Genomic DNA, 13,854 nt, shown 5'->3' with positions numbered 1-13,854 from the left:
ACATTTCACATGGGAAAACATTAACTTTCTAGTTATTTTATAGAAATTATTATGTTTTATTCATTCCATTTCTTGAAATGTTAGGATGAGCAGGCTGCATCGACTGCAACAGCGCTTCGATTTCTTCGGTGCCGGTTCATTCGGTTTCGAATCCGTACAAACGGTTAAATACCGCCTGCAGCCCGGCCGGGCCGTGGGATTGCTTCAACTCGGCCGTCTTGCCTTCGCAAACGATTCGTCCCCGATCGAGAAAAACGACATCGTCGGCAACCGCTTCCGCGATTTGCAACTGATGCGTTGAAAAAACGACGGCTTGCCCCTGGCTTTTCAATTGTTGAACCAGTTGGACGAACGAATGCATCCAGAACGGATCGAGACCGTTGGTAGGCTCGTCCATGACCAGCAGCGGCGGTTCGGCAAGCAGCGCTTGAGCGAATAATAACCGCTGCCGCATTCCTTTGGAGAAGGAGCGCACCTGCTCGTTTCTAACATCCGCCAGTCCGACGGCGGCAAGCGTTTCTTCCGTTCGCCGCTTGGACACTTTGCGCAGCGATGCCCAGAAGGACAATGTTTCGCCGGCCGTCAATCCTTGGCCGAACAAATAATCGTCGGGCATATACCCAAGCTGCGCCGAGTAAGCTTTGCGATCGTCAGCCCATCGGTATCCGTTCACGCATATCGAACCGCCGCTCGGTTTCAGCACGCCGACGATCATCCGCAAAATCGTGCTTTTGCCGGCCCCGTTGCCGCCGCATAAAGCCAACACGTTGCCCCGCTTCACCGTCATGTTCACGACGTCGACCATGGTTCTCCGCTTGATCGTTTTGCGCACGTCCTGCAATGTCAATACCGGTTCGCAGGACTCTGCCGGCCGGTCCGCCGCCGTTCTAACGTAAGTCGGCTTACCCACGCGTTCGCCCCCTCTCCCATATGAAATAGCTTCCCAGCATCGCCAGACCGACCCATACGGCACAAACGGCGAGAAACAACAGCGTTCCGCCGGGTTCGTCAATCCATTGAATCCAGCGGTAATATTCCGGTCCCAGTATCGATCCGCCGCCCAGTTTGACGACGACAAACAGCCGTACAAGCTCCGCGGGATTGCACATCGTCAGAATAAGCAATGCCGGCTTCGCCCATAGGTATGGCAGCAAGCCGAGCGCCGCAATAAGCAAAGTGGGCCAACCGATAACGGCAAAAAACCAAATCGCCACCGCGATGGTGAGCGCCTGCCACCGGTTTTTGGCCAAAGATCCGACAATGAGCGCAACGGCCAAAAACAGCAGCACCAATCCGACGGAAAAAGCGAAAAACAGCATATACGTATTGCGCTCGAATCCTTTCCCGAACAACGCTCCGGCAACGCCCATGACGCCGTAGCCGAATGCGACGATCGCCAGCAAGACGGAAGCGAGGCCGACATATTTGCCTGCCAAAAAAGACAGCGTCCCGAGCGGATACGTCGACAGCAGTTGCCAGCTTCCTTCTTCCTTCTCCGCGGTCAACGAAAAAGAGCCGAGAAACAGCGTCATGAGCGGAAGCAAGTACAAGATCAAGCTTAACATCGTCCCCGTCGCTCCGGAGTACCCCTGCACGACGTTTTGGGAATTAATCAATAACAGGCTAAGGCTGAAGACGGAGAAAAGGGCCATAAACGAATAGGCCCATGGATTGCGAAACCCCGCTTTCAACTCTCTGCGCGCCACATAGTATACGTTCATCATCGTTACATGCCCGTATCGGAATGCGAGTCATGCGCTTCGGCATCCGCATCGGATTCCGAATGGGATCCTTCTTCCGGGCCGGAATGCGTGTGCGCCTCCGCATCATGGTCCTCCCCGCCGTGCATATGCATCATGTCTTGATTGCGGTCCCAAGAGTGCGAAGCCAATTGCTCGGCATTCATGACGATACCGGTTCCCTCCTCCGCAACGAATTGTTCCGCAGACGACCGATCCTTGAAGCTGTAAACGCCGTATGCCATCGGAGACTTGAACGAAGCATCGTATACATAGACGGCATCTTCATACTTGATCCATTCCAAATTGTTGTAATCCCGCACGAATTGCGCGCCGATGTTGTCCGTTCCGTTCTTCGCCTTCCATTCGTTCATACAACCGATATCGTCGAACTTCATATTTTGTCCGTCTTTTGTCGTCAGTTGGGTGGCGAAGGCGTCGTCTTTCACCTGCATATTGCAAATGGCGCATTTATCGACGTTTTCGTCGATGGCGACCGGCTTGTACTCCTTCCCGCCGCATCCGACCAATATCCCGATTAGCACAATAACCAAACCAATCCATACCGTCTTTTTCAATTTTTTACCCCCACCATATAAATTGTCGCAATGGACGATGCTAACAAGAAAATGCCAAAGAAAAGGCTCCACCAATAATCGGAATCGCCGGAGCCGGGATTCGGGTCCGCTTCGGCCGGAAGACGCATGAGTGGCGACGAATCGGCGGCCCATACGCTCTGATCGGCAACGAACAGACTTTCCAGAAAACGAATGCCCGGCGATTGGAAAAACAGCTGAAAAGCCGGCTTCCTGTCGACCAGCTGCTGGAAGAACGGATTGATGGCATAAGGAATGTCGCTCATTCCGTCCCGATCCAGATCAATCCCCCGAAAGCTGTCCCAATAGTTGCCGGTCAATCGATTGTCCTTGCTTTCCGTCGCTTCCGCCTCGATGACGTTGGCGATAAAGCGATTGTTCGCAAATCGGTTTCCTTCCGATTCGAGCAACTGAATGCCGATAAAATTGCGCAGCACGTCGTTGTCCGTCAATTCATTGCGCAGCGATTGCTCGATATACAAACCGACGCGGTTGCCTTCCACGACGTTGCGGTAGATTCGGGACGTTTGCACGTCAAACAGAAGAATGCCCTGGGAGTTCACGTTTTCGCTTTGCATGCGAAAGACGTTGTCTGTCACCTCGGCATCCTGCACTCCCATGATCATAGCGCCCGTTACATTGAACCGTCCTTCGTTGCCGATGACCTTCGTGCCGTTCGTGTACATGCAATGAATGCCATAGCGCGAGCGCTCCACTTTGTTGTCCTCGACTAAAGCGCCATGGCTGCTTTCCAGATAAATGCCGTCATTCATGCCGGATATTTCATTGCCGGCGATTCGGCTGCGATGCGAGTCGAACAGATCGATTCCGTTGCCTTTTTGCGATAACGGGACTTCGCGATCCCTGTCTGCATCGGCGCCTAGCCATGCGATTTGGGAATGTTCAATGATGCCGCGATCGGCTTCGCGCAGTTGAATGCCATGCGACCGGGTTCGGATCGCGACGCGGGACAGCGTCGTCTCGTCAGCCTCAATGAGTATGGCGGCTTCCCCGGTTTGCGAATTGTGATCGATCTCCACCCCTTCGAGCGTGACGCGATCGGCATGAATGACGACGGCCGGCTCGGAAGCATCGTTCACGATGCGTGCCGTACCCATTCCCCGGATATGAAGCGGCTTATCGACGACGAGCGGCCCCCGGTACGTTCCGGCAGGCAATTCCAGCGTCTCGCCCGGCTTCGCGGCATCGATCAACGTTTGGACCCGCTCGTATCCGGATGTCGGCTCCGCCCCGCCCGGCGCCGCCGCTGCGGACATCGGCAGCAACAGCAGGCATACTACGGACCAAATCAGCGTCGTTCTCACGGCCGTCAAGTCGCTTCCAACTGCTTTTTCTTCGTAATATGCAATTCGCCTTGGTAGAGATGAACATATACGTCGTATAAACTTGTTTTCTTGAACGTATATTCCGCCGAATAGTCGCCGTTGCCCGTCGTTTCCGTATCCAACAAATCGGGAATGCCTTTATTGTCCGCTGTGCGAATATCGAGTTGGACCCTGGCTTTTTCGAACGTGTTAAGTCCCGTAATCCGCACCGTTAGAGCGGTCGTTTCCCCGGCGATTACCGGCTCGGGGGTTGCGATTAACTCCACCTGCACCTTGGCGGGATTCACATTCGACGAACTTGACGGATCGGCGCATGCCGCCATAAACAGGAGCGTCAGCATTGCGAACGCAAGCATCCATATGTTTCTTTTCATCTCATCCCCTCTTTCCTCTTACCGCTGATTGCCGCTTGCTATGATAGCCGTCAGTAGTCATCCTACCGGAACGGCATCCGTTTGAATATCGCTCGATAGAGCTATTGTTGTTACAACTGTGTGAAAATTTCGAAACGAAGACGGATACCCGATGCGGCAAAAACAAAAAAACATTTGCCGCGTTGTGAGGCAGCAAATGTTTCGTCATCTAATGATCAATCGGCTTATGTCGCTTTCATGCCAATACGGCGGACACGCGTTGTCACTCGAATTTCGAACGTGGCGTTCTTATACGTTTCCTGCCAACGCTCCTTCGTTCGGACATGCTCGTTCCAATACAAAGGTTTTTTTGCCCTTATATATTCTCCGAAACCGAAAATGTCGGATCCTTTTTCTTGTGTCTTGCGAATGAGATCTCCGTATGTTTTGATCAATCCTTTCTTGTTCTCCTTCTCGATCTCTTTCAATACATCCGAATGGCCGATTTGAAACGATTCGCTTAATTTTTCTTCCACATCGATTTCCGTCATGACGGAGACGATGAAATGCGGCTTTCCATTCCTAATTTCGACATTCATTTTCGATTTGCGGGACGTCGCGTATACCGTAACGGTTTTTTCCGGTCCGTCCGCTCTGACAAACCCGCGGTACCCCGATGTCCTGATCCCTTTAATCCCCATATAACCGGCAATTTCAAAAGGCTTCGTCACGCCCACCATTTTATCGTTCCGAAAATAAGCCAATCCGTAAATTTCAATGTTTTGTTCCTTCATTAGTTTGACATAAGGAAGAAATGCTTCTTGCCCGTGTTTCGAGGAGTTGCTCCAGAAAATGCCGACGAAGTCGTTCGGAAATTTCCCCAGTTTGACCGCATCGTCCAATGTCGCCAGCAAATACAATGTCGGTATTCGTTTCAGTTGCGGCGTCGCCTTCATTAAGTCGATCGCCTTCCCGCCTGAGATGAGCATCCAGGCCGTTCTGCGCACTTCCGAATTGCGGCGCAAAAAGTCGTTTATATTTTCCAGCCCTCTCCTGCCCATCTCTTCCGAGACGACGATCACGCGCAAATGTCCGTAGAACAATCTGCTCGAAATTTGCTGCTGCAAATTCATGAGCGCATCGTCGATCGTATGGCCGACGACATCGATGATCCATACCGTTTGTCCCGCGCCGGGCGCGCCCCCGCCCTCGCCGCCTTCTTCTCCCTCGCCTCCCCCCGGGCCAAGCGGAATTTTACCGGGCAGCGCGATTTGAACGGCGACGCGAATCAACTCGCGGGTCGGAACCGGGTATTTCCCGCGCAGATGGCTCACCTCTTGCTCTTGGCTTTCTTCTCCCGGGCTGGCCGTATCGATGGAAATGCCCAATACGACGGCGCGTTCTTCTATTTCCAGGCGATCCCAGCAACCTGCGAGAAGCGGTACGATCAGAATGAACATGCAAAACAACGCGACGGGTTTACGCTTCGTCTTCATCGTTACCCCCATAATCGCAGCATCCAGTTGGCGACGAACGACAGAATTCCGGCCGCAACATTGAACCATCCGAGAAAACGGGCCACCTTCTTTTCTTTTTTCATGTTTTTCTGCTCGTAGTTTTTCATGTCCCATTGTAAAATGAGCCATCCTGTCACCAACCATAACGGTATCGCCGAAACGATAAAACCGAATCCGACCTGACCGCCTCCTATCATGCTTTCCAGCCTCCCAGCGTGATGTCATTTAGACTCCATTCCGACTCGTCGAATTTTCGTGTGAACCTTCACTTCGAACGTTGCGGAAGGGTACATTTCTTGCCACCGCTCTTTGGTCCGGATGTGGCGGTTCCAATATTGCGGTTTTTTGGCGCGTACATATTCGCCGAAGCCGAGAATATCGGCTCCTTGATTCTGCGTTTTTTTAATAAAATCTTCATATAGTTTTGTTGCGGCCTCATTATTCTTCCGTTCGATTTCCCATAAAACTTCGTCCGTTTTCAACAAAACCGAATCGTTGACTTTTTCTTCGATATTATCTTCGAGAAAGATCGTAACGAGGAAATGCGGGCGGCCGTTTACAATATCCACTTTTATGTACGATTTGCGGGAGGTGGCATAGAGCATGACGATCGTCGGCGTTTCTCCCACTCTCACGAAAGACCGGTAACCCGCCTGCGTTACTCCTTTAATGCCCATATATGCCGCTATTTCAAGGGGTTCCGTTACTTCCACTAATTTATCGTTTTTAAAAAATGCGATTCCCTTTATTTCAACGTTTTGCTCCTTCATGACTTTGACATAAGGAAGGAAACCTTCCTTTCCTTTTTTGGAAGAATTGCTCCAAAAGATACCGAGAAAATCGGTCGGGAACTTCCCCATGCGGACCGCTTCGTCCAACGTGGCCAACAAGTACATCGTCGGAACGCGTTCCAATTTGGGCGCGGCTTTCATCAGTTCTTTGGCATCGCCTTCCGAAACTAGCATCCAGGCCGTTCTGCGCACTTCCGAATTGCGGCGCAAATAGTCGTTCAACGTTTGCAGTCCTTTTCGGGCGGCTTCCCGGGATACGACAATAACGCGCAGATGGCCGAAAAACAGTCTGCTTGAAATTTGCTGCTGCAAATTCATAAGCGCGTCGTCGATCGTATGTCCGACACTGTCCAATACCCACACCGTTTCTTTTCCTCCTTTTTCCCCACCGGCTTGTCCCGGACCGAGCGGTATTTTCCCTGGCAGGGCGATCTGGACGGCAACGCGGATCAATTCTTGTTTCGGAGCGGGGAACTTGCCGCGCAAATGCGTAATCTCCTGTTCTTTCTCATGCTCTCCTTCCGCCGAATCCACTGAAATTCCTAATACGACGGCTCGTTCCTCAATTTCAAGCCGATCCCAGCAGCCTGATAGAAGAGGAACCGTTAAGAGCATGACACAAAGCAGCTTGATCGCTCTTCCCTGCTTTTCCCTCATACGCGTTCCTCTTTTTGCTTGCGAATGATGGACACGAACAACAAAATGCCGGGATAAGCAATGGTCATCACCATGCCGACGCGGCCGACGTTTTGAATGATTTCATACATTTGCAATATATTTTGCGGCAGCAGAGCCATAATAAAAACAAACGGCAGTATAAAAAAAGAAAACATTTTCGAATCGCCCAAACGAAACAGCTTGCTGATGGAATCAATCGTAAAATAATAACTGGAAAAAAGCGTAGTATAGACGGCGGTCACCCAAACCGCGAGAAACGCCGCGTCGATTCGTTCCAAAATATTCGCCGGGAGCGATGTCGTCTTGGCTAATTCCAACGTAGGCCAGAGCAATTTTTTGATCTCTTCGGCGCCGAACACGCTGACCGTCGCCGCAGCAATAACGATATACAGTCCGCCGGCGATCACAATCCCCCATATGCTGGCGATCATCGCCTTCTTCGGCTTGCGCATAGCCGGAATAACCACAGTCATCACGAAAGCGCCTTGAAATAAAGCGGCAATTGTTAAGATCCCCGGCAACATCCCTTTCGGATTGTTGCCCCAGAACGGTTGCAAATTTAGGATATCGGCGTTTTTCAGCGAAAGCGCTACGATCAATATACCGGGGATAAGAAGCAGCGGCGTATAAAAATAGTGAATATATGCAAATCTCGTAATGTCGTTGCGGGTGGAGAATGTAGCCAGCAGCAGCATGACGATGACGGTTACTTCTACGGGCGTCTGTTTCAGTACGGACGTGACGACGACTTCGCCGAATTCGCGTGCCGTCAGCGAAGTTAACATAGCAAAAAAAACGATAATCATGATATTGCCGACCCGAGCCAGCCATTTTCCGATAATGTCTTCGCTATATTGAATAATGGATTTGCTCGGAAAACGCATGCCCAGTATGGTAATGATGCTGAGTCCGATAAAGGCGACCGCCGCGCCGAGCATCGTCGCGAGCGGCGCCCCTGCGCCGGCCGAGCGTACAGCAAAGAGGGGAAGCGGGAGCACCCCGACCCCGATGATGCTGCTTACAATAATCGCAGTGGCTTGGATGACTGTCACTTCCGGTATTTCCTTCATCCGTTAACGCTCCTTTTTTTCTAATTGTTCCATCGGATCCAGCGCATCCCCCGGGGGACTCTGCAGCGCCTCCTTCGCTTTTCCTCCCAATCGGATATTATCCAGCGGAAACAGGAGCGGAGGCCGTCTCTTCATCCACCATACCGGCCCGCGTATAATCATATCCTTCATGCCTTGAAAGTTGCCCGGCACAAGCGGACTTAAGTAAGGAACGCCGAACGATTTCAGGGAGAGCAAGTGATTCGCGATAAAAATCAATCCGATCATCACTCCGTAAAGCCCGAAAATACCGGCCAATATGATCAGCGGAAACCGCAGCAGCCGCAGGGCAAGCGCCACATTGTACGCCGGCGTCGCGAACGATCCGATCGTCGTCAGCGCGACGATCACGACGGTGATCGGGCTGGAAAATCCCGCTGCCACCGCGGCCTGGCCGATTACGAGCACCCCGACGATGGACAGCGCTCCGCCGACTTGCTGCGGCAAGCGGATCGTGGCCTCCCGCAATACTTCCATCGATATTTCAATCAGCAGCACTTCAACAATCGCGGGAAACGGAACGCCCGCTCTTCCCCCGGCTACCGCCACGGCGAATTCCGTAGGGATCAATTCCGGATTAAAGGATATAATCGCGACATACAAGGACGGAAATATTAATGAGAAAATTAAGGCGATTAGCCTGGCCAAACGAATGGCGCTCATGAGCAGAAAGCGTTCGGTATAGTCTTCGACCGTTTGGTAGAATTGGCTGAATACGACCGGAACGATGAGCACCAGCGGCGAGCCGTCTACAAGCAGGGCGACTCTCCCTTCCAACAGATTGGCGACGACTTTATCCGGCCTCTCCGTATATTGCACTTGTGGGAACGGAGTAAAATGATTGTCCTCGATATATTGCTCCAAGTAGCCCGAATCGAGGATGGCGTCGTCGCCGATGCTGCTTAGCCGTTTATGCACCTCCTGTACGAGATCCGGATTGCAAATGCCTTCCATGTAGCAAACGGCGACTTTGGATTTGGTCCGGCTGCCGATCGTCAACGTCTTGACGCGAAGATCCGGCGTTTGCAGGCGATAGCGAATAAGAGCGATATTGGTGCCGAGCAATTCGATGAAACCGTCTCTCGACCCGCGTATGACTTGCTCCGTAGCTGGCTGATCGATGGCTCGCTTCTCGATATTCCGCGTGCCGACCAGAAAGGCGTCCTCCAATCCGTCGACTGCGACGAACGTCTCGCCGCGCTGTAAGCTGTCGACGATGACGGCAAGCTTGTTTTCCAGCCTGCCTTCGCTATGATAGAGAGATGAACCGATGAGAATATCTTTCAGTTCATGCAGTTCAATGCTTCTTCCTTCGAGATAAGAAGGCAAGTACATAAACGGTTTTAATACATCCGTGTTGATAATCGTCTGGTCGACCATATTCTGATAATAGATCATGACTGCCGAGTACTTTCCGAAAACGTTAAAACGGCGGACGGCCAAGTCATCGTTCTCACCGATCAAACTGCGAATGATATTGATCGTTTCTTCTAGATTGGCACTGATTGTATCAGTTTCAGTCGGGAATGACACGGGTACCACCTCCAAACGTTGCATTGTACTTGCTGAAATTGAGATTCATGTACGTTATCATTCCCATAAAAAGTGAAACTATGTGTTGATCGGCTTGCGCATCGCATCGAAGTATAGAGTCATGTAGAGCCTTTACCATGAATTTTATTGATGCTGTCAGGTCGGGAAGAGCTTCAGGCGGAGGCATCGATTGAGTCTTGATCGGGGACGAGGGTTTTCTCTTTTTGCCCCCTTCTGTCGGTATCCCGCTCGTTCAGGATCGCAAAAAAGAAAGAGGGTAAAATCAATGTCAATATAAAAAAACGAACATTCAAGCTGGGGGTTTATCATAATCAACTTTCGAGGCTGAAGGAAAAATCGAACACCCCATCAATAAACGAAATCAAGCGCATTTCGTTAAGATGCGATTTTGTTAGGGACCTTACCGAAATCATTAGCACGGCCGACGAGTTTGGGATACGTAATCGTTCGAGAAGTAACGCAACTGTTGAATAGCGATTTCAGCGAGGAATTGCTATGGTTGAACATATAACAATAATGATTCAAATAAGCTTGCAGATGCTTGCTTCCAATGCCGCCGAACCGGCAAGCAAGCCATGTTTCCACTTCCCCTGCAAGCCGTATTAACGTTAGGTTCCTGTCGCGTCCGATGCGGCGCGTCACAATCGCGCCGGCAGCCGCCTTCGGATCCACGTAACGGTCGATAAAATGATCGACCGGAAAAGGCTTGAAACAAGTTTTGATCGGTTCTTTGCGTTGTTTTTCGATTTTTATTTTCACGATAACCCCGTTCCCGTCCTCCGAAGCGCCGATGAGCAGAGGTTGTGCTTGTTTATGCCAATTCGAGCCGGGCGTGATCCTCAAGGCATAGATCGCTTCCGAAATGCGAACCAGTCCGGACAACAGCTCCGCCGATTCCGTCTGGGACATGGCATACCGCAGCTTGTGGCAGATGAGCCAAGCGGTTTTGTAAGTTACCTCGATGATTCGGGATAATTGTATCGCGTTGACGCCCTCCGGCCTTGCATGGAGATAAATCGCCTGAAACCATTTGCGCAGCGAGGTGCGGCTGCCTTCCATGACCGTACCGGCAATGAGCGAAGTTTGCGCCCTGCAGGATTGGCATTCATATAGAGGGAGTTTGCGGGTCGTAATGACGTAAGCGGCATGATGCTGACACCGGGGGCATCGGAACCCGTCCGGCCATCTCATCTCGTACCATGCTTTCGCGCATGTCTCTTCCTTCTCATAATAAGCTGAGAACGCCTCAAATGATAACAATTCGGTCATGACAATCTCCTCCCCCTATCGCTCCGACAGGAACTTATGTTCCCCTTTATTTTACCAAACGAATGTTCCGATTTCAACTTTGTTTTATTATTTTTTGGAACAATAGTTGTCGTTTTTGCTGTAAAACCATCTACTTTGAAGCGAACATATTTTAACCAAAGAAACGAGATTAGATTTGCTACCGCTTTCTGAACGAAGGGGATTTCGACAAAAGGCGGAGAAAAAGCTATAGCTCGAAGGAAGAAACCGGAACTCAACGGCAACTGTAACATAATGACCTGAATGAAGGGGATACCGACAAAAGAGGAAATGCAACGAAGACGGAGAAAGAAAATACAAAAAAAGCGCCCTATGCTTGAGCACAGGACGCCGCGATCTATTCGTTACGACACGACGGAGATCGTTTCCCGTATTTCCGCCAATTTTTTGACCGTAACTCTGGAAATTCGCAAATGATCTACTTCTTCCACAATAAACTCGTATCCCTCGTAGCGGATGCGCTGATTTTTCTGGGGCTGCGTTTCCACTTGCGAGTATACCCATCCGCCGATCGTATCGTAATCTTCCGTTTCGATCTCCATTCCGAAATATTGATTGAATTCGTCGATATGGAGCAAACCGTCAACGGAATGCGTCATTTCGTCTTTTTTCTCGATGGCGGGCCGTTCCTGATCGAACTCGTCGTGAATTTCTCCGACTAGCTCCTCCAAGATGTCTTCTACGGTAACCAGCCCGGAGGTGCCGCCGTATTCGTCGATCAACAAGGCGACTTCCGTTCGCTTTTTCTGCATCAACTTCAGCAAAACGCTGATCGGAATCGTCTCGGGTACGCTCATAAGCGGTTTGGCGATCGTTCTTATATGATCCAGTCCATGTCTGGCCGCTTGCAACATATCTTTGATATGTACGAATCCGATAATATTGTCTTTATCGGCATCGCACAATGGATATCTCGTATGAATATCCGAAGTGGCAATATCCAGATTTTCGTCAAAAGACGAATCTACATACAAACAAATCATCTCCGTGCGGGGAATCATAATTTCCCGCGCAACGGTTTCGGTAAATTCGAACACGTTATCGACCAGCGTCAGCTCCGTATTATCGATCAGACCGTTCTTATGGCTTTCTTTCACCAACAACCTGATTTCCTCTTCCGTATGAACCGCTTCATGTTCCGCTTCCGGTTCGATGCCCGATTTGCGCAGCATCCAGTTGGAAGCCCCGTTCAAACACCAGATGAGCGGGAACATAAGCTTATAAAATAATACAATCGGTGCGGCGGACCAAAGCGTGACTTGTTCGGCCTTCCGAATCGCGTACGTTTTCGGCACCTGTTCGCCGATCGTAATATGAAATGCGGTTACTACCGTAAAACCGATAATAAATGCGATAATATGAATGATGTTGTCAGGTACGTGCAAGTTTTTCAACAACGGCGCGAGCATTCGCGCAATGGTCGGTTCACCCAGCCAACCGAGACCGAGAGACGTTAACGTGATGCCGAGCTGGCAGGCGGACAAATACGCATTCAAATTTCCAACGATACCGCTTGCAAATCTGGCCTTTCTATTCCCTTCTTGGGCCAGTGTATCGATGCGGCTGCCCCTCACTTTCACCATGGCAAATTCGGCTGCGACGAAAAATCCGTTCAGCAACACGAGCACAAAAGCAAGCAACAGGCTTAACCATATCGGTAACGGGTCACTGTCCAATCGATTCCCTATCCTACCTCCGTTCGAGATAGATAGGTCCACCTCCTCATGAATGTATTGATAAACAACCCTATTATTACAATTATAATCAAATGTCAAAAAAGATCAAACGCTGCTGTTTGTCTAAGCGCGGCAAAAGCTTACGATTTCATCTTATTCGCGTCTGCTTGTTGCCATGACGCCGACTTTCCGAAAGCCCCGAAAACCGCATATTACGGCGCTTTCCCGCCTTATTTCAAATTTTGCAGAAAAACCGTCGCGTGAAAAAAGCGTTTCGCCAACGTTTGGAAATAAGATGCTTGCACCGATACCATGGCGACCACCAAAATATTTCTGACGGCTTCCCTCTGCTCCGGGCGCAAACCGTGCAAAGAGCCCGCATACTCGCTCGCCCTATGCTTAATCAAATTTTCCATCATATGGTCGTGATTTTTTCTCCCGCTCTCATGTCCCGACACGTCGAGGACTTGATCGTTGTTCGCGTCCAATTCTTCGAAGATGGACGAATATGCGCTATATAACTGCAGCGGGTTGATCAAATCGTCGGTCTCGTCGTCCGGATGCAGAAATACATAGGTCAGCAATTTGCGGATCGAGTCAAAATCCAATGTGGATTTCAAATCTTCCACAATAAATAAGACGGCCGCTTGATCTACGGAATATTTCTTCCCCACTTTCGGAGAACCGAGCACGTCCTTAATATCCCGCTTCACCCAATTTTGCGCGGAAGTAACCGAGAAGTTGGTATATTCGATCTGATTGCCCAAAGAGACGATATCGTTTAAGGAAAACCCTTCTTCCCTCTGATTCGATTTGATAATCTTGGCGAAAATCGGAGGCAGCGTCGTCGCCATAAAGGCGCCTAAAGAAGTGCCGAGTTCGATATCCGTCTTATGCGAACTGGCCCATGCTTCCTGCAAAATCGCGAGCGGTGTCCGATCCGACAAGCCTTTTAACGATAGCAGTAAGGACGACATTTGTTTGCGCGTTAACAAGAACTGTTCCATACTGAATTTCTCCTTCGTTCCGTTTGCAAGGTTCCGTTCGACGACTCGAAACGATGAATTTCAAGTTCATCTGAACTTATCTTATGATTTTATCGTAATATTGTCAAAGCGGGAAAGAATAAAAGAGCGAACTGTTTGGCTGCGATGAAAACTCGCCATACCGTCTATTTTTCGCTAATA

At 50.3% G+C, this 13,854-nt stretch carries 13 protein-coding genes; all 13 read right to left on the bottom strand.

The genetic code is table 11. The features are described from left to right. Positions 1-136: 136 nt before the first annotated feature. Complete coding sequence (locus LQ229_RS09770; protein WP_230191610.1) at positions 137-910, bottom strand: ABC transporter ATP-binding protein; 774 nt, start codon at positions 908-910, stop codon at positions 137-139. Further along, positions 903-1,724, bottom strand: coding sequence for an ABC transporter permease (locus tag LQ229_RS09765; RefSeq protein ID WP_230191609.1), 822 nt, complete (start codon positions 1,722-1,724; stop codon positions 903-905). The genes LQ229_RS09770 and LQ229_RS09765 overlap by 8 nt, the downstream gene beginning before the upstream one ends. Positions 1,725-1,726: 2 nt before the next feature. Next, complete coding sequence (locus tag LQ229_RS09760; protein ID WP_230191608.1) at positions 1,727-2,317, bottom strand: nitrous oxide reductase accessory protein NosL; 591 nt, start codon at positions 2,315-2,317, stop codon at positions 1,727-1,729. Next, entirely contained in the window at positions 2,314-3,660 is a 1,347-nt protein-coding gene (nosD, locus tag LQ229_RS09755) for a nitrous oxide reductase family maturation protein NosD (RefSeq protein WP_230191607.1), read from the bottom strand. Before nosD ends, LQ229_RS09760 begins: the two co-directional genes overlap by 4 nt. Positions 3,661-3,665: 5 nt before the next feature. Then, positions 3,666-4,055 carry a hypothetical protein gene (locus LQ229_RS09750; protein ID WP_230191606.1) on the bottom strand — a complete coding sequence of 130 codons (390 nt, stop codon included), beginning with the start codon at positions 4,053-4,055 and terminating at the stop codon, positions 3,666-3,668. 224 nt (positions 4,056-4,279) lie between these two features. Beyond that, positions 4,280-5,530 (bottom strand): Ger(x)C family spore germination protein, encoded by a 1,251-nt coding sequence (locus LQ229_RS09745; RefSeq protein WP_216538725.1) that lies wholly within the window; start codon positions 5,528-5,530, stop codon positions 4,280-4,282. Positions 5,531-5,532: 2 nt separating this feature from the next. Then, positions 5,533-5,748: a CLC_0170 family protein gene (locus LQ229_RS09740; RefSeq protein WP_230191605.1), complete on the bottom strand. Its 216-nt coding sequence runs from the start codon at positions 5,746-5,748 to the stop codon at positions 5,533-5,535. A gap of 24 nt (positions 5,749-5,772) precedes the next feature. Beyond that, positions 5,773-6,999 carry a Ger(x)C family spore germination protein gene (locus LQ229_RS09735; protein WP_216538693.1) on the bottom strand — a complete coding sequence of 409 codons (1,227 nt, stop codon included), beginning with the start codon at positions 6,997-6,999 and terminating at the stop codon, positions 5,773-5,775. Next, the gene (locus LQ229_RS09730) at positions 6,996-8,090 is read right to left on the bottom strand and encodes an endospore germination permease (protein ID WP_216538694.1); all 1,095 of its coding nucleotides are present in this window, start codon (positions 8,088-8,090) and stop codon (positions 6,996-6,998) included. The genes LQ229_RS09735 and LQ229_RS09730 overlap by 4 nt, the downstream gene beginning before the upstream one ends. Before the next feature lie 3 nt (positions 8,091-8,093). Next, positions 8,094-9,662 carry a spore germination protein gene (locus tag LQ229_RS09725; protein ID WP_230191604.1) on the bottom strand — a complete coding sequence of 523 codons (1,569 nt, stop codon included), beginning with the start codon at positions 9,660-9,662 and terminating at the stop codon, positions 8,094-8,096. 396 nt (positions 9,663-10,058) lie between these two features. Next, the gene (locus tag LQ229_RS09720) at positions 10,059-10,952 is read right to left on the bottom strand and encodes a transposase (RefSeq protein WP_230191603.1); all 894 of its coding nucleotides are present in this window, start codon (positions 10,950-10,952) and stop codon (positions 10,059-10,061) included. 383 nt (positions 10,953-11,335) lie between these two features. After that, the gene (locus LQ229_RS09715) at positions 11,336-12,667 is read right to left on the bottom strand and encodes a hemolysin family protein (RefSeq protein WP_216538697.1); all 1,332 of its coding nucleotides are present in this window, start codon (positions 12,665-12,667) and stop codon (positions 11,336-11,338) included. Between the two features lie 230 nt (positions 12,668-12,897). Next, a complete protein-coding gene (locus LQ229_RS09710; RefSeq protein ID WP_230191602.1) occupies positions 12,898-13,674 on the bottom strand; it encodes a DUF1836 domain-containing protein in 777 nt (258 codons plus the stop codon). Positions 13,675-13,854 lie beyond the last annotated feature (180 nt).

The organism is Paenibacillus sp. CECT 9249, from assembly GCF_918697855.1.
GTDB lineage: Bacteria > Bacillota > Bacilli > Paenibacillales > Paenibacillaceae > MSJ-34.
The sequence above is the reverse complement of the archived record's forward strand: the minus strand, read 5'-3'. Positions and strand labels throughout refer to the sequence as shown.

Excerpts from the sequence above, each read along its gene's own strand:
- LQ229_RS09765 (WP_230191609.1), bottom strand. The coding sequence starts at position 1,724 with ATGATGAACGTATACTATGTGGCGCGCAGAGAGTTGAAAGCGGGGTTT.
- LQ229_RS09750 (WP_230191606.1), bottom strand. The coding sequence starts at position 4,055 with ATGAAAAGAAACATATGGATGCTTGCGTTCGCAATGCTGACGCTCCTG.
- LQ229_RS09745 (WP_216538725.1), bottom strand. The coding sequence starts at position 5,530 with ATGAAGACGAAGCGTAAACCCGTCGCGTTGTTTTGCATGTTCATTCTG.
- LQ229_RS09740 (WP_230191605.1), bottom strand. The coding sequence starts at position 5,748 with ATGATAGGAGGCGGTCAGGTCGGATTCGGTTTTATCGTTTCGGCGATA.
- LQ229_RS09735 (WP_216538693.1), bottom strand. The coding sequence starts at position 6,999 with ATGAGGGAAAAGCAGGGAAGAGCGATCAAGCTGCTTTGTGTCATGCTC.
- LQ229_RS09730 (WP_216538694.1), bottom strand. The coding sequence starts at position 8,090 with ATGAAGGAAATACCGGAAGTGACAGTCATCCAAGCCACTGCGATTATT.
- LQ229_RS09720 (WP_230191603.1), bottom strand. The coding sequence starts at position 10,952 with ATGACCGAATTGTTATCATTTGAGGCGTTCTCAGCTTATTATGAGAAG.
- LQ229_RS09710 (WP_230191602.1), bottom strand. The coding sequence starts at position 13,674 with ATGGAACAGTTCTTGTTAACGCGCAAACAAATGTCGTCCTTACTGCTA.